We start from the raw sequence: 14968 nt of genomic DNA, 5'->3' as shown, positions 1-14968 counted from the left end.
TTTAAAGAGATCTCAAAGGAGATGAATATTATGAAGTGGTTGCAAAAGAAACTAATTCCATTGTTACTTGTTTTTACATTACTCATACCAAGTATTGTTGCTGCTGATGCAGCGCCTGGTGATATGATTGTTACGCTAGGAGAGAATTTAACAGCAGAACAACAGAAAAGCTTATTAAATGAAATGGGCGCACCAGAAAATGTAGAAATTATTTTTGTAACGAATGAAGAAGAGCATCAATATTTAGGAAACTATGTAAGTGCGAGGCAAATAGGAACAAGATCGATTTCATCTTCAATGATTACATTAACAGAATCTGGATCAGGTCTTAATGTAGAGACAAATAATATTAGCTGGGTTTCAGAAGCGATGTATGCTAATGCACTTGTAACTGCTGGTGTAAAAGATGCTGATATTTATGTAACAGCACCATTTGAAGTATCTGGTACAGCAGGTTTAACGGGCATCATTAAGGCTTATGAAGTTACAACTGAAATTGATATTCCTGAAGAACAGAAGCAAATTGCTAATGAAGAAATGGTGCGTACGGGTAAGCTTGCAGAAAGTATCGGTATGGAAGAAGCAACAGAGTTAATGAACCGTATTAAAGAAGAAATTGCTAAAAACCCTGTTGAATCAGAAGAGGACCTTCGTCAACTCATCCAAAGAGTGGCACAAGAGTTAGGCGTTACTTTAACAGAAGAAGAATTAAACGGTCTCGTTTCACTATTTATGCGTTTAAAGGATTTAAATATTGATTGGAACCAAGTTCAAAATCAAATTGGGAAAATTCGTGATAATTTAGGTGATTTCCTAAATCGTGAAGATACTCAATCCTTTATCGCTTCTTTATTAGATGTACTTCAACGCTTTATTGAAGCAATTAAAGAGTTATTTAAATAAATGAATGGCTGTGTATAATACTATGTGGCCGCCAAGGAGAATAAGTCAGCGAGTGAAAATCACGTTTCACTCGCTAATCAGATATTTAATTAATGAACTTAGTAACTAATATTCATTAACTGAAACCTACTAAAAAATACCTCCTTCTATAATATGTAGTTTTGAAATCACTTTAGACAAGTAGTGCTTTTGTTTTTACTGGTGCAAAAGCGTTTGAAGCAGTAGACTGTTGCTGTTGCAAAGTATGATCTACAGTCTTTTGTGGACCCACACCTTTTTTATTATTTTTTTTCATACTTTTTTCACCTCATAAGTAGTTTAACCAAAAAATGAAATGAAACTTCTTTCGTTTTAACTCGTATATTTTAAATGATTGGGGGTTGAAGTAAATGGAAGTTCTAAATATTGCAAGTATCGGATTTCTCGTTGTATTTTTAGGAACCCTTTTCTTAATTGGCGAGTTACTGGTTAAGGCAAAAGGCATCTTTGGTGTACTAGGAATTGGTATTATGGCTGTTTATTTTTCTTACCATATTGCCGGAGATACAGGAATTTGGGTCATATTGTTGTACATTTTAGGTCTTTTATTAATAATTGTCGATGGAAAAGTGATTAGTGATGGTACAATTGCACTGCTTGGCATTATATTAATGATAGTTGGTTTAGCAGTACCCGCTCCAAACTTTGTGTACGGAGCATTAGTAGCGATGGGATTAGTGCTAGGAGCAGCTGCGTCCTTACTTTTTCTCAAGGTTTTTCCTTCGCGAAAATTATGGTCAAAAATGACATTAAAAGATCAGTTAACTGGGGAACAAGGTTATAATTCGCTAAATACTACGTATAAAGATTTAGTAGGAAAAAGAGCAAAAACAGTCACACCATTTCGTCCGATTGGTACAATTGAAGTGGAAGGTAAGCAATACAGTGCAACGAGTGAGAATAATTGGTTAGCACAAGAGACCGTAGTTGAAGTAGTTTCGGTTGACGGAACTCGTATTGTTGTAAAAAAAATTGAAGATGAATAATTTAATTCATCAGATAGCAAGTACAGAACAAATGACAGCTGTTTCTAATCAACAATTACTTCAAACGAAAGAAAATAATACAATGCAAAAGAGTTAAACCAAATATCAAAAAGTCTCCAAGAATTAACATCAGACTTTAAAGTAGAAGAAGTTTAATAAGAAAGGGGCTGACATAGGTCAGCCCCTTAAAAGCATTCAATCCGTTACTGGAGGAGTAGTTTCTACATCGTTTCGAGGTGTAGGTTTAGGAACATAATGAAGAACCCGGTATAACATGAAGATAGCTATAACCCAATAGAATAAAAATGAGAATGGGATATAAATACCGAAAGCTTCAGTTAAAGCAAAGAGCGCAGTTGCTAATGTTACAGTATAAGCTGATAGTATCCATAAGTGTCGATACTTTAAGTTTTGACCTGCTTTATTTTTTAACATTAATCCAATTAAAGCTAATACAGTAACACCGATGAATTTTAACGCTGTAAAAAATAAGTACAATAATAATAATATAATACTTAGAATAACAGGAAGAACATCAGCAACACCATTAACTAAACCTGAAATTTCTTCTTTTGTTAAATTGAGATTTCCTAAATCTCGATAGCGGACAGTTTCTGCCATACCGTCAGTCATAATGACTGCCTCTCGTTCAAGTAATGCTAAGCCATTATCATATTCATAAATATCATCGACACTTAATTGGCCAGTAGAATCAAGTATAAAAACTGCATTATCATCCCCGTCAATGTATGGCGATGATAAATCTGAAGTCAGTACACCGTTTTGGAAAGCAAAATCAGGAATTTCTTCTTGCAAAGATGTTGCTAAATAGTTGACGCCTTGATAAGCAGTTGTTGATAAACTAATCGCATTTGGTATTGAAATAATCGCCATTAATAAAAATACATAAAAAATCGTCTTTCCAATACCTTGAAATCGAAATGTAGCGATATCTTTAGGAGAATATAAGCTTTTTATCAATTGATTAAATATATTCATTTTAATTAAGTCTACTCCTTTTCCTATAATTAGCAACTACCACCATACATTTTACAAGAGAAAAAAAAATGCTACAAGGGATAACCTACTTTAAAGAATAAGAAATTTCGAGGATGTCTAGCTGCAGGTGTCATCGGCTCGAGGTCGCTTCGGTCCATCAAACGTGTCTAAAAGTCAAGACACTAATTGCTGGCTCTCCAGCGCCCACCGACTAGCGACACTTCCCTCACCTCCGTACGATAAGTCAATATCGGATCGCTAGCGCTTCTTCGTGTTTCCTTTATCTCCTGCGGTTCAGTTCAGTCTGTACATCGGTAAACGGGCGCTTCCGCTTTTCTTGTTAGGGAACAGTTATTTTAAAAATACCTTGTCATAGAAGAAAGTTTATGATATATTACTTTTCGTCACTAACATTTTCATCCTATTACTCATTTACGAAAACGTAATTAGGTATTGACTAAAAAAGATGATTTGATATATAATTAAAATTGTCGTTATTATTCCACAGTAGCTCAGTTGGTAGAGCAATCGGCTGTTAACCGATCGGTCGCAGGTTCGAGTCCTGCCTGTGGAGCCAAACATTTTGGCGGTGTAGCTCAGCTGGCTAGAGCGTACGGTTCATACCCGTGAGGTCGTGGGTTCGATTCCCTCCGCCGCTACCAATTTTAATTTCATAATGATGGCGGTTGTGGCGAAGTGGTTAACGCACCGGATTGTGGCTCCGGCATTCGTGGGTTCGATTCCCATCAATCGCCCCATCAATGGACCCTTAGCTCAGTTGGTCAGAGCGGTCGGCTCATAACCGATTGGTCGTAGGTTCGAGTCCTACAGGGTCCACCATTCTAGTAGTTAGAAATTTGAAGTAAGAAGAAAAATTATTTTTTAATATAATACATCTAAAACGGAGGAATACCCAAGTCCGGCTGAAGGGATCGGTCTTGAAAACCGACAGGCGGGTTAAACCGCGCGGGGGTTCGAATCCCTCTTCCTCCGCCATATTTTATACATATTAGAGCTTATGATTGAAAGGGAATTTTCAGTCATAAGCTTTTCTTTACATTTGTAGGTCGTTTAGAAAGATCCATGTGATTGTACCAAGTCCAATGCAATAGATGGCAAAGTAAGTGAGCTTTGCTTGATTTAACATTTGAATAAGCCACTGTATACCAATAATAGCAAAAATAAATGAAGTGATACATGCGATGAAAAGCTCGAAGCCTACACCTGAAAAAGTGTTTGTTGTAATTTCAGGAATTTTTAAAATAGTAATCCCCGTAATTACAGGAATTGATAAAAGGAATGAATAGCGAACAGCTGTTTTTTTATCTAAACCACACCATAATGATACAATGAGAGTACTTCCGGCTCTTGAAATCCCAGGAATAACTGCTAGAGCTTGACCGAATCCAATGATGACACAATCCTTCCAGGTCATGTCTTTAACAGTACGCTTTCCGATATTTATTCCATGTTCCATTAAAATTAAAAATATTCCGGTTACAATTAAAGAAGCGCCAATCGTTGACGAATTTGTTAGGTTATTTCCGATGACACCTTCAATGCCTTTTCCTACTCCCATTGTAATAATTGTCGCCCCTACAATTAACCAGGCGAAGCGATAGTTTGCCTTTGCCTCCTTATCTTTTGTAAATAAATAATGAAAAAAATCCCTTAAGATCACTAATAGATCTCTCCAAAAAAAACAAATAACTGCTAATAAAGATGCTGCGTGAAGAAGTACTTCAAACGTAAGGCTTCCAGTAGACATACGAATCCCTAATAATTTTTCAGCTATAACTAAATGTGCCGAACTAGAGATAGGTAGAAATTCTGATATTCCTTGGATAATCCCTAATAAAAGTGCTTCAAACCAATGCAAGCTCACACCCTCCTTAGAATATTTGTTCAAAAAGGAGTACAGAACCTTAATAAGAATTTTTACAACTATTTTTCTGCTCCTTTTGAACTCCAGTATATGTACGTAATTCACAATATGGGGTATGTCCGGTAATTATGTATGTTTTGATTATTATTATAAAAAAAAGGGTAATGTATAGTGTGGAATAAGAAACTAGAAAGCGATTAAATCCATAATACATATCAATTGCATGTTCTGGTTTTTTCTGATAATGTAATTATTGAGCAACTTAGTAAACATTTCTGTTGCTTAAATATATTAACTGCATTGTCTCACTTTTCCAAATTATTATGAAAAACAATTGTTTAGGGAGGAAATGAAAAAATGGCAAAGTATGAATTACCTGCATTACCTTATGCTGCAAACGCTCTAGAACCTCATATTGATGAGCAAACAATGAACATCCACCATGGAAAGCATCACAATACGTATGTAACAAACTTAAACAATGCTTTAGAAGGTCATGATGAGCTTTCAAGCAAATCAGTTGAAGACTTAATTAGCAATTTAGATGCTGTACCAGAAAATATTCGTACAGCAGTAAGAAACAATGGTGGAGGACATGCTAACCACTCTTTATTCTGGACTTTATTAAGCCCGAACGGTGGCGGTGAGCCATCTGGTGATTTAGCTCAAGCAATCAACAGTAAATTCGGAAGTCTTGAAAGCTTTAAAGAAGAGTTTGCTAAAGCTGGGGCAACTCGCTTTGGTTCTGGTTGGGCTTGGTTAGCTGTTAACAATGGTGAGCTTGAAGTAATGAGCACTCCAAACCAAGATTCTCCATTAATGGAAGGGAAAACTCCAATTTTAGGATTAGACGTATGGGAGCATGCGTATTACTTAAATTATCAAAACCGTCGTCCTGATTACATTAATGCGTTCTGGAACGTAGTAAACTGGGATGAAGTAGCTAAGCTATATAGCGAAGCTAAATAATATCATAACCGAAAAACACCGCTAATCATGAAATGGTTAGCGGTGTTTTGTGTAAGTAAGAGGAGTGCAGATATTTATGAGCCCCCCCATAATCATAATTATTGTATAACGACCATTTAAAATCGCCAAACTACACTTAAGGTGGTGTAGTGTCGGCATGAAAATGATGCAAAAGTTAGTTGGGGATGTGGAAGTAAATCGAGATTTAATCCTTTTATTAACGATTGGTGGGCTTTATGCTCTAAGTATTGCATTATCTAATACATTTGTTAATGTATATTTGTGGAAGCAGTCTGGAGAATTTCTTGATATTGCACTTTATAATTTATCATCCGTTGTTATGCAGCCGATTACATTTATTCTTGCAGGAAGATGGGCAAAAAAGATTGATCGTGTTATCGTGCTGCGGTTAGGAGTAAGTTTCCTATCCGTTTTCTTCTTTACAGTCCTTTTCTTAGGTGAAAATGCAGCACAGTATTTAATTTTGTTAGGGTCATTATTAGGGATTGGTTTTGGATTTTATTGGTTAGCTTTTAATGTATTAACATTTGAAATTACAGAACCAGAAACAAGAGATTTTTTCAATGGATTTTTAGGGTTATTAACTTCATTTGCTGGAATGATTGGACCAATTTTAGCAGGGTTTATTATCACGCGAATGGAGAGATTTTTTGGGTATAAAATCATTTTTGGAATATCACTAACGTTGTTTGTTGTTGCAGTGATAACAAGCCTATTTTTAAAGAGAAGACCTGCATCAGGCAGCTTTTCATTTCTTGCTATTTTAAAAGAAAGAAAACGAAATGAAAATTGGAAACATATTCTTCATGCTCATTTTTTTCAAGGGCTAAGAGAAGGAACCTTTGTTTTTGTTATCGTCGTTTGGGTATATATAGCAACTGGTAGTGAACTTGCTATCGGTACATATGGACTGGTTGCTTCAGCTGTTTCATTTATCTGTTACTACCTTGCAACTCGCCTTATGAAGCCTTCTTATCGAAAGAAATCGATATTACTTGGAGGGATAATCCTTTATTTAGCTATATTCATCATTATTACGGATTTAAACTTTACTAGGCTCATTATGTACGCCGTTGTTATATCGATCGCCTATCCGATGCTACTCGTACCGTACGTTTCTTTAACGTATGATGTAATTGGGAAAGGATGGAAGGCTGCAGAAATGCGCGTAGAATATATCGTTGTTCGTGAATTATTTTTAAATTTAGGGAGAGTTGTCTCTGTCCTTGCCTTCATTATTACGATTACAGTCTTTAATGAGGAACACGGAATTCCAGCTCTTTTTCTAATACTAGGTGCGGGGCACTTAATCATTTATTTCTTTGTGAGAAAAGTCAAATTTTCTATGAATAAAGGTGGGGAAACGTATAGTTTTTCCCGGCAACAAAAGGGAGAAGGGGACAGTGGAGGCACTACTGTCTAAATTTGTTGAAAAACTGTGGGAAAGCGAAACTTAACTTTAAAAATTATATTTTCATATGGTATAATACTTATACAATCCAAAAACACAACCTGCCGTGTTAGTTAGCCTCTACTTGTTTCGAACCGTGGATTTAAAAAGGGAGTTCTATATTAAAGATTTAACAACATGCCTTATACAAGGACGTTGAAGAATCTTTTGCGAACACCCACCTACGAGTGTAGGTTCTTGAAACAATAGGGCAACGGCATACGCGGGTTCCTTATTTTTAAAATAATAAGAGGCTGACTCATAAATGTCTATGCTCATCTACTTAGGTGCCTGACATTTAATACTGGGTCAGCTTCTATTTTCATGTGAAATAATTGGAAGCTTACTCTATAGAGAGGGAATGAAGATGACAAATCAAAAAAAGAAAAAAAACCATGTCCCGACGCGATTGAATATATTATTTTTTGCTGTATTTATCCTTTTTTCTGCACTTATCTTAAGGTTAGGAGTCGTCCAAATTGTCCAAGGGGAAGATTTTACTCGCGAACTAGAACGTACGAGTCATGTAACTGCTCGAATTGATGCTCCAAGAGGATTAATGTATGATCGCTACGGTAATATCGTTGTTGATAATGAATTAGAACTTTCTCTCACCTACACACAGCCCCCACGCCCATCTGAACAAGAAAAATTAGAAGTCGCTCAAAAATTAGCAAAATTAATTGATTTAGAAACTTCTAGTATTACTGAGCGTGATATGAAAGATTTTTGGATCTTAACTAGAAGAGAACAGGCGCTTGAAAAAGTGAGTGCTGAAGAACGGAGAAACCTAGATAATAATGAGGAGTACCAATTAACTTTAGAACGAATAACAAATGAAGATTTAGCAGAAATAACGGAAGCGGAAAAAAGTGTCCTTGCGATTAAGCGTGAAATGGATCGAGGCTATGCTTTAGCCCCCCAACGTATAAAACAAGGGATCACTTTAGAAGAGGCTCATGCAATTAGTGAACATCTTGATGAATTACCAGGTGTTGATATCTTAAGAGATGCCACAAGAAAATACGTTTATGACGATACGTTTAGGAGCTTCTTTGGACGTACAGGATCGATACCGAGGGAAAGCTTAGATTACTATTTATCAAGAGGCTATGACAGGTCTGATATTGTTGGAACAAGTTTTCTTGAGCTGCAATACGAACAGGCCCTAAGAGGTCAAAAAGCAGTCGTTGAGAATATTACAAGTCGTGGTTCAGTCGTTGGAACAGCGAGTGAACAGATTGGTCAAAGAGGAAATGACCTCGTTCTTACTGTTGATGTAGAGCTACAATCAAAAGTTGAAGACATCCTTCGTAAAGAAGTGGAAAGTAATCGAGGCGTTTATTTACGTGATCCTGCTGCTTATGTCGTCATGATGGATCCAAAAACGGGAGAAATCTATTCTATGGCAGGGTATGAAGGTAGAGATTTCGATCATTTTGGTGTGGTTAATAAGTCTTTTGAGATGGGGTCTACTGTCAAAGGAGCCACTGTATTAGCTGGCCTTCACTCGGGTGTGATCGTTCCTAATTCAGTTATTTATGACGCACCGATCCGAGTCGGGGGGGTTCAGAAACAATCCGTAAGGTCAATGGGGAATATTAATAGCTTAACAGCTATAGAAAGGTCCTCGAACGTTTATATGTTTCACATTGCGATGCGAATCGCAGGCTTCAATTATAGCTCGCAATGTTGCTGGAACGATTTAGAAGGATCCTATCAAGAGTTTCGTAACTATTTAAATCAGTTTGGACTCGGCGTTGAAACAGGAATTGATTTACCTTCAGAATCGTTAGGGTTTAACGGCGGTGTACAATACCCGGGTAATTTACTTGACCTTGCAATCGGACAGTTCGATACGTATACGCCATTACAATTAGCACAATACGTTGCAACGATTGCAAATGACGGATATCGAATGAAACCGCAGATTGTCAAGGAAATAAGGGAACCCAGTTCATCAAAAGAAGATTTGGGAAGAGTTATAACTCAATTTCAACCAACTGTCATGAACCGTGTGGAAATGAGTGATGAGCACATAAAACATGTACAAAGAGGATTCAGGCAAGTTATTGTAGGTTCGCAAGGGACTGGGCGAGCTCTTGCTAATAAACCTTACCAGCTAGCAGGTAAAACCGGTACCGCTCAGGTCTTAAATAAGAGAGGGAACAATCAAACGTTTGTTGCTTATGCTCCGTACGATGATCCAAAAGTAGCGGTTGCTGTCGTTGTTCCTAATGTAAATAGGAATTCAAGTGTTTCAATCTCGAGGAATATTGTTAGTGGAGTTATGGATACTTTTTTTGAATTAGAAGAAAGGCGTCAAAATCCGGAGGTAAACATCCCAGTTGTTGATGAAGTCGAGGAAAACGAAGAAGAAAATGTTGATTAAAAAGAGAGGCTGACTCGCTGTCAGCCTCTTTTGAAGAATAAGAAATTTCGAGGATGTCTTGCTGCAGGTGCCATCGGCTCGCTAGCGCTACTCCGTGTTTCCTTTATCTCCTGCGGCCGAGGCTAGTCCGTACGTCGGTAAACGGGCGCTTACGCTTTTCTTAAGTATTTATTGTGTAATTTCTAATGCAATTTCCTCGACACTCATTGTACTATTTAGCTCAAATTCGCCCGCCTTTATTTGATGAGTTAGCTCATTCTCATGTAGAAATTGGAGAAACTCGGTTGTGTCCTCTAAGACATATACTTTTTCTAAATAGTTTGCTACTTCTGTACTACTCATCCCGCTTTGAATCTCAATAATTGTATAATGGATAGCTTGAGGCTGTGGCTCTACTTCACTATCTTGAGCTTCTTCTGTTTCAGCTTCTTCTTTCCCTTTTAGTAGTACTTGATATTCATCTTCGTCCATGACGATAAAGCCTTGATCTTTTAATATTTCCATCATTTCCTCACTACTTAATTCTATTTCAGGAATTTCAATATCCTCTTGCTCTATTTCTGTTTGCGACGTCTGAAAAAAGTACATATATGCAAAAATACTAGTAGCGAGCAAAATTCCTGCCCCTACTCCTTGCACTGTTTTTTTCGTCATTTTATCCCTCGTTTCTTTCATCATTCCTTACGTTGATAGGCTGCAATCAATCCAAGGACTTCACTATCTGATAGGGTTGTTAATTCTGCAATTTTTTCTATCGAATAACCAGCATCGTAATAGGTAGCTACTTCATTAATAAGTCCACTCGTTGTATTTTTTTTCATTGGACTTAAATAAGGGTCTTCTCTACTAGGTAATAGCTCTTCTTCTAAAATCGTTATTTTTTTCTTTAGCTGGTAAATTTCCTGCATAAAAGTCATTGTAAACCCTTCTAATTGATTTTCAAGGTCTTTTGTACGGTCCTTCATAAAAAAAGAAGCTATTAGTAAAATAATTGCTAAGACGAAAAGTGTAATGATGATGACCTCCATATAAATCCCCTTTCTCGCCTTCTAAATTTAAAAATTTTTGTGCCTCTTTTCATTATACATGCCTTTGTCAATACATCTTTTCAAGTTTTCCCATAATAAACCAAAATTCTTCATAAAATCAAGGATTTAGTTGCAAAAATGGAAGAAAAACTTTTTTTGTGCTCGGTAACCCTTGAAACTTCGATGTGTGACAAGATAAGACAAAATAGACTGCTTGTTTGAAGAAAAGATGGACAGTAAGATAAGGAAAGATGTATGAGAATAATAAGTCGACGTATAGAACTTGCTGATATGCTAAGTCTTTAAATAAACATACATAACAGGGAGGTTTTTATTTTGCCTAGAGAACTTGTAGTAGGGAACGGTAAACTACTCGTTAATATTGATAAGGATTTACAAGTAAGAGATATTTACTTCCCGTATGTCGGTCATCAAAATCATGTCCAAGGACATCCGAATAGGATTGGAGTCTGGATTGACAATGCCTTTTTTTGGTTGAACTCTAATCAATGGACCATTCAAACCGACTACCATGATGACTCTTTAGTAACGAATAGTCAAGCCGTATTACCAGAACAAAAAATAGCAATTCGAGTAGAAGAAGGTGTGCATCAACGGGAAATGGTGTTTATCCGTAAATTTTCCATCGAAAATTTGTCAGAGGAAGAGCGCGAAATTAAATTGTTTTTTCACCAAGACCTCGCTATATACGAAAATGAAGTAGGCGATACAGCCTTCTTTTCACCTCAGGACCGAACGATGATCCATTATAAAAGAAATCGTTACTTTTTGTTTAACGGTTGTTTTGGTGAAGAAGGTATTAAGCAATACACAACAGGTGTTAAACGTTTTCATGCACAAGAAGGAACTTTTCGTGATGCTGAAGACGGAAAGCTGCATTTTAATCCAATCGCACAAGGTTCTGTTGATAGTACATTTTCATTAGAGGGAGTACTTACACCTAAATCGACACAAGAAGCTTATTATTGGATGACTGTAGGTAAATCGTTAAAGGATGTACAAGCATTAAATGAGTACGTCGTTGAAACTGGTATTCAACAAACATTAAATAAAATTCATACGTATTGGAAAAGTTGGGTTAATAAAGGGGAAGTGTTAGCAGCTAACTTTTCTCCCGAGATGATTAACTTATACAAGCGAAGTCTTCTCGTTATTCGTACGCAAACCAATGAAAATGGCTATATTATTGCTGCCAACGATTCGGATATCCTTCAATATAATCAAGACCATTATAGCTATATGTGGCCAAGAGATGGAGCACTGATTGCACAAGCAATGGTTAAAGCGGGGTATCACGGAATGGTTCGTAATTTCTTTCGACGGTGTAGTGAAGTGTTATCAGATGATGGTTATTTATTTCATAAGTACAACCCTGATGGTTCGATTGGTTCAAGCTGGCATCCGCTTATTGGTGCTAGTGGTGAGGAGCAATTGCCTATACAAGAAGATGAAACAGCTCTTGTATTATGGGCGTTCTGGGAAGATTATGCGGCTACTGGTGATATTGAATTTGCGCAATCTCTTTACCGACCACTCGTTCGTCCTAGTGCCGAATTTTTATTATGCTTTATTGATGAAGAGTTAAGTTTACCTGCCCCTTCTTATGATTTATGGGAAGAGCGTCGGGGTATCTTTACATTTACTGCAAGTGCTGTTTATGGTGGTTTATTAGCTGCTTCTCGTTTTGCTAACCTTTTAGGTGAAGAAGAGAGTGCTGAGCGGTATGAACAAGGTGCTAAACGAATAAAAGAAGGCATAGAACAACATCTTTTTGATACGAAAATTGGGGTTTTTTATAGAGGGATTTATAAAGATGAAGCAACTGGAGAAATTGAACGAGATCAAACTCCTGAAAGTAGTCTTTTCGGTCTTTTTGCTTTTGGACTATATGATGCAAAGGAAGAGAAAGTAAGGAAGACGATGAGTCTAGTTAGTGAACAGCTTAGATTAAAAACAAAAGTTGGTGGATATGCCAGGTATGAAAATGATACGTATTTTAAGCAATCAGATGATGTAAAAGAGGTACCAGGAAACCCTTGGATTATTTGTTCGTTATGGGTGGCTAAATGGCACATTCTTCAAGCAGAAAGCTTAGATGAGCTACAGCCAGCTTATGAAATCTTTCAATGGGTGTGTGAACATTCATTAAGTAGTGGTTTATTGCCTGAACAAATCCATCCCTATACAGGTGAACCACTGTCAGTAGCGCCGCTTACGTGGTCACACGCAACCTTTGTAGATGTGATGAACGACTATAACCAAGTGTTTAAAAGGTTATCCTATAAAGTGTAAAAAAGATACACTTGCTACCTTGGCTTATCTTTGCTATCATTTAAAGGTATGAATGAAAACATGAGATTTGGAGGGAGAACATAATGCGCGTACAAGTAACTTTAGCTTGCACTGAAACTGGTGATCGTAACTACATCACTACTAAAAATAAACGCACAAACCCTGAGCGTATTGAGCTAAAAAAATATTGCCCAAGACTTAAGAAACATACTTTACACCGTGAAACGAAGTAAGGTAATCAAATGAGACCGCAAAAACCCTATAATTTTAGGATTTGCGGTCTTTTTTGCACTTTCGACTAAAGTGCAAAAGTCGTGGTTTTCTAAATAAAAGGCTCTTTCCTAAAGGCTCTTTTCTAAAAGATTGTTGCTTTTAGCTATTGAACCGTTAACCAAGCGGATGCTTGGTTCTTCACGCTTTGGCGTGAAGCCTTTGAACATAAATCAGCCAGATGGACAAATGAATTTGTCCATTAGGGGTGATTTATGTTCAAAAAACGGTCCAATAGCAACAAAGTTTACGAAGACAGCTTTCCTAAAAGATTATTGCTATTTGTTTTTTGGACTGTAGCCAAGCGGATGCTTGGTTCTTCACGCCAAATAAAATGAATATGACTGGAGGTGTGAGCATGCATGAAAAAAAAGAATTACGATCACTGGTCAAAAGTAAATTAACGAAAATGAGTACAGAAGAATATAAGAGCAAAAGTGATAAAATAAAAGAGCATTTATGTTCAACTGCATTATGGAAAGAGGCAAATACGATCGCCATTACAATTTCAAAAGGAAATGAAGTTAATACATATGAGATCATTGAAAGAGCATGGGAAGAAGGGAAAACGATCGTTGCCCCCAAAACTTATCCCGAAACAAGTGAAATGGTTTTCTTTCAAATTAATGATTTTAATGACCTTGAAAGTACATATTTTCAATTAAAAGAACCTAATGTACAAGTTTGCTTACCTTATGAACGTGACCGTATCGATTTGATCATTGTGCCAGGGGTAGCTTTTGACACAAGTGGGAATCGTTTAGGGTATGGTGGAGGTTACTATGATCGATACCTAGTCGATTATCAAGGTCATACCTGTGCACTTGCTTTTGAACAACAGTTAATTCATGGTATACCCCTTGAGCCATTTGACATTCCTGTTCAAATGATAGTTACAGAAGATCGGGTGTACGTAAGTTGATTTTGTCTGTAATAGGTGTCGTGTTACTCGCTGGGATAGCCTACTGGTTTGATAAGCTATCCTGTTCAGGTATGGTGGCTGCAATTGGTATTGGAAGTTGTATTGCGTTAGGGTTAGAAATAGGTGGACTTCTCGTATTAGCTTCCTTTTTCATATCCTCTACTTTTTGGAGTTCCTACAAAAAAAGCGCTAAAAGAAATGAGGTTGTTGAAAAAGGAGAGCGAAGAGATGCAATGCAAGTGGTTGCAAATGGTGGTATTGCTGCGTTGATTTCACTATTGTTTTTCTTTACTAATGATCTAGTTTGGATTGGTGCTTTTATCGGTGCTTTAGCCGCTGCAAATAGCGATACTTGGTCTTCTGAAATTGGTGGTTTAAGTAAAGGGTTGCCTTATCATATTTTAAAGCAAAAACGTGTAACACAAGGAACTTCAGGAGCGATTTCGACAGCTGGGACTCTAGCTGGCATATGTGGTGCATTATTGATTTCAAGTATCGGTACATGCCTGCTATTATATGATCATTACGCTAATGGTATATTAATGGTAGGTCTCCTTATGATTGCTGGAATAATTGGAAATTTTTCTGATACATTCATCGGTGCACTTTTTCAGGTCGAATATCAATGTAATATATGTCAAATAACGACTGAACAATTGTTTCATTGTCAACAGAAAACGAAGCAGATAAAAGGATTACGCTTGATAAATAATGATGTAGTTAACTTCGCCTGCACGTTAGTCGGCAGTATTTTTGGTGCACTTTTTATCATGTTATTCTAATCATTATAA

At 36.9% G+C, this 14968-nt stretch carries 14 protein-coding genes, 5 tRNA genes and 1 other RNA gene; 15 read left to right on the top strand and 5 right to left on the bottom strand.

Annotation, left to right across the window (positions count from 1 at the left end; translation table 11 throughout):
- The first annotated feature begins 30 nt into the window (after positions 1 to 30).
- Entirely contained in the window at positions 31 to 903 is an 873-nt protein-coding gene (locus tag J0N78_RS22795) for a DUF1002 domain-containing protein (protein WP_209125388.1), read from the top strand.
- 172 nt (positions 904 to 1075) lie between these two features.
- Here J0N78_RS22795 and J0N78_RS26280 read toward each other — a convergent pair whose 3' ends face one another.
- On the bottom strand, positions 1076 to 1198 hold the full coding sequence (locus J0N78_RS26280) for a hypothetical protein (protein ID WP_280637268.1): 123 nt from the start codon (positions 1196 to 1198) through the stop codon (positions 1076 to 1078).
- A 94-nt stretch (positions 1199 to 1292) separates the two neighbouring features.
- Here J0N78_RS26280 and J0N78_RS22790 point away from each other — a divergent pair, with 94 nt between their 5' ends.
- A complete protein-coding gene (locus J0N78_RS22790) occupies positions 1293 to 1928 on the top strand; it encodes an NfeD family protein (protein ID WP_209125387.1) in 636 nt (211 codons plus the stop codon).
- 195 nt (positions 1929 to 2123) lie between these two features.
- On the opposite strand, the gene J0N78_RS22785 is transcribed toward J0N78_RS22790, so the two are convergent.
- The gene (locus tag J0N78_RS22785; RefSeq protein WP_209125386.1) at positions 2124 to 2927 is read right to left on the bottom strand and encodes a DUF1189 domain-containing protein; all 804 of its coding nucleotides are present in this window, start codon (positions 2925 to 2927) and stop codon (positions 2124 to 2126) included.
- Positions 2928 to 3428: 501 nt separating this feature from the next.
- Between J0N78_RS22785 and J0N78_RS22780 the strand changes: the two genes are divergently transcribed.
- From J0N78_RS22780 to J0N78_RS22760, 5 genes are all read left to right on the top strand, one after another.
- Positions 3429 to 3504 (top strand) — tRNA-Asn (locus tag J0N78_RS22780).
- Positions 3505 to 3512: 8 nt separating this feature from the next.
- A tRNA-Met gene (locus tag J0N78_RS22775) sits at positions 3513 to 3589 on the top strand.
- 20 nt (positions 3590 to 3609) lie between these two features.
- Positions 3610 to 3685, top strand: a tRNA-His gene (locus tag J0N78_RS22770).
- Between the two features lie 5 nt (positions 3686 to 3690).
- A tRNA-Ile gene (locus J0N78_RS22765) sits at positions 3691 to 3767 on the top strand.
- A 63-nt stretch (positions 3768 to 3830) separates the two neighbouring features.
- Positions 3831 to 3923, top strand: a tRNA-Ser gene (locus tag J0N78_RS22760).
- Positions 3924 to 3981: 58 nt separating this feature from the next.
- On the opposite strand, the gene J0N78_RS22755 is transcribed toward J0N78_RS22760, so the two are convergent.
- Positions 3982 to 4806 carry an undecaprenyl-diphosphate phosphatase gene (locus tag J0N78_RS22755; protein WP_209125385.1) on the bottom strand — a complete coding sequence of 275 codons (825 nt, stop codon included), beginning with the start codon at positions 4804 to 4806 and terminating at the stop codon, positions 3982 to 3984.
- A 363-nt stretch (positions 4807 to 5169) separates the two neighbouring features.
- Between J0N78_RS22755 and sodA the strand changes: the two genes are divergently transcribed.
- The 4 genes from sodA (at position 5170) to J0N78_RS22735 (ending at position 9644) form a co-directional block, all read left to right on the top strand.
- Positions 5170 to 5781, top strand: coding sequence for a superoxide dismutase SodA (sodA, locus tag J0N78_RS22750; RefSeq protein ID WP_209125384.1), 612 nt, complete (start codon positions 5170 to 5172; stop codon positions 5779 to 5781).
- A 157-nt stretch (positions 5782 to 5938) separates the two neighbouring features.
- Positions 5939 to 7225, top strand: coding sequence for an MFS transporter (locus J0N78_RS22745; protein WP_209125383.1), 1287 nt, complete (start codon positions 5939 to 5941; stop codon positions 7223 to 7225).
- Positions 7226 to 7308: 83 nt separating this feature from the next.
- Positions 7309 to 7486, top strand: a non-coding RNA gene (gene ssrS / locus J0N78_RS22740) — 6S RNA.
- A 133-nt stretch (positions 7487 to 7619) separates the two neighbouring features.
- Positions 7620 to 9644, top strand: coding sequence for a peptidoglycan D,D-transpeptidase FtsI family protein (locus tag J0N78_RS22735; RefSeq protein ID WP_209125382.1), 2025 nt, complete (start codon positions 7620 to 7622; stop codon positions 9642 to 9644).
- 168 nt (positions 9645 to 9812) lie between these two features.
- Here the strand turns inward: J0N78_RS22735 and J0N78_RS22730 are convergent, their stop codons facing one another.
- Both J0N78_RS22730 and J0N78_RS22725 read right to left on the bottom strand, forming a co-directional pair.
- Complete coding sequence (locus J0N78_RS22730) at positions 9813 to 10298, bottom strand: hypothetical protein (RefSeq protein ID WP_209125381.1); 486 nt, start codon at positions 10296 to 10298, stop codon at positions 9813 to 9815.
- Between the two features lie 20 nt (positions 10299 to 10318).
- Positions 10319 to 10672 (bottom strand): hypothetical protein, encoded by a 354-nt coding sequence (locus tag J0N78_RS22725; RefSeq protein WP_209125380.1) that lies wholly within the window; start codon positions 10670 to 10672, stop codon positions 10319 to 10321.
- Between the two features lie 336 nt (positions 10673 to 11008).
- Here J0N78_RS22725 and J0N78_RS22720 point away from each other — a divergent pair, with 336 nt between their 5' ends.
- The 4 genes from J0N78_RS22720 to J0N78_RS22705 all read left to right on the top strand — a co-directional run bounded on the left by J0N78_RS22720 (position 11009) and on the right by J0N78_RS22705 (position 14959).
- Positions 11009 to 12985, top strand: a complete 1977-nt coding sequence (locus tag J0N78_RS22720; protein WP_209125379.1) for a glycoside hydrolase family 15 protein — start codon at positions 11009 to 11011, stop codon at positions 12983 to 12985.
- A gap of 83 nt (positions 12986 to 13068) precedes the next feature.
- Positions 13069 to 13218 (top strand): 50S ribosomal protein L33, encoded by a 150-nt coding sequence (rpmG, locus tag J0N78_RS22715; RefSeq protein ID WP_209125378.1) that lies wholly within the window; start codon positions 13069 to 13071, stop codon positions 13216 to 13218.
- 395 nt (positions 13219 to 13613) lie between these two features.
- Entirely contained in the window at positions 13614 to 14177 is a 564-nt protein-coding gene (locus J0N78_RS22710; protein WP_209125377.1) for a 5-formyltetrahydrofolate cyclo-ligase, read from the top strand.
- Positions 14174 to 14959 (top strand): DUF92 domain-containing protein, encoded by a 786-nt coding sequence (locus tag J0N78_RS22705; RefSeq protein WP_247747495.1) that lies wholly within the window; start codon positions 14174 to 14176, stop codon positions 14957 to 14959. Before J0N78_RS22710 ends, J0N78_RS22705 begins: the two co-directional genes overlap by 4 nt.
- The last annotated feature ends 9 nt before the right edge of the window (positions 14960 to 14968 follow it).

The organism is Alkalihalobacillus sp. BA299, assembly GCF_017745675.1.
In the GTDB taxonomy this organism is placed as follows: Bacteria; Bacillota; Bacilli; order Bacillales; family Bacillaceae_F; genus Alkalihalobacterium.
Note: the sequence above shows the minus strand (reverse complement) of the source record. Positions and strands in the feature narration are given on the sequence as shown.

What these genes read in the sequence shown, in the direction of transcription:
- J0N78_RS22795 (WP_209125388.1), top strand. Translation starts at nt 31, where the DNA reads ATGAAGTGGTTGCAAAAGAAACTAATTCCATTGTTACTTGTTTTTACA.
- J0N78_RS26280 (WP_280637268.1), bottom strand. Translation starts at nt 1,198, where the DNA reads ATGAAAAAAAATAATAAAAAAGGTGTGGGTCCACAAAAGACTGTAGAT.
- J0N78_RS22790 (WP_209125387.1), top strand. Translation starts at nt 1,293, where the DNA reads ATGGAAGTTCTAAATATTGCAAGTATCGGATTTCTCGTTGTATTTTTA.
- J0N78_RS22785 (WP_209125386.1), bottom strand. Translation starts at nt 2,927, where the DNA reads ATGAATATATTTAATCAATTGATAAAAAGCTTATATTCTCCTAAAGAT.
- sodA (WP_209125384.1), top strand. Translation starts at nt 5,170, where the DNA reads ATGGCAAAGTATGAATTACCTGCATTACCTTATGCTGCAAACGCTCTA.
- J0N78_RS22745 (WP_209125383.1), top strand. Translation starts at nt 5,939, where the DNA reads ATGAAAATGATGCAAAAGTTAGTTGGGGATGTGGAAGTAAATCGAGAT.
- J0N78_RS22735 (WP_209125382.1), top strand. Translation starts at nt 7,620, where the DNA reads ATGACAAATCAAAAAAAGAAAAAAAACCATGTCCCGACGCGATTGAAT.
- J0N78_RS22730 (WP_209125381.1), bottom strand. Translation starts at nt 10,298, where the DNA reads ATGACGAAAAAAACAGTGCAAGGAGTAGGGGCAGGAATTTTGCTCGCT.
- J0N78_RS22725 (WP_209125380.1), bottom strand. Translation starts at nt 10,672, where the DNA reads ATGGAGGTCATCATCATTACACTTTTCGTCTTAGCAATTATTTTACTA.
- rpmG (WP_209125378.1), top strand. Translation starts at nt 13,069, where the DNA reads ATGCGCGTACAAGTAACTTTAGCTTGCACTGAAACTGGTGATCGTAAC.
- J0N78_RS22710 (WP_209125377.1), top strand. Translation starts at nt 13,614, where the DNA reads ATGCATGAAAAAAAAGAATTACGATCACTGGTCAAAAGTAAATTAACG.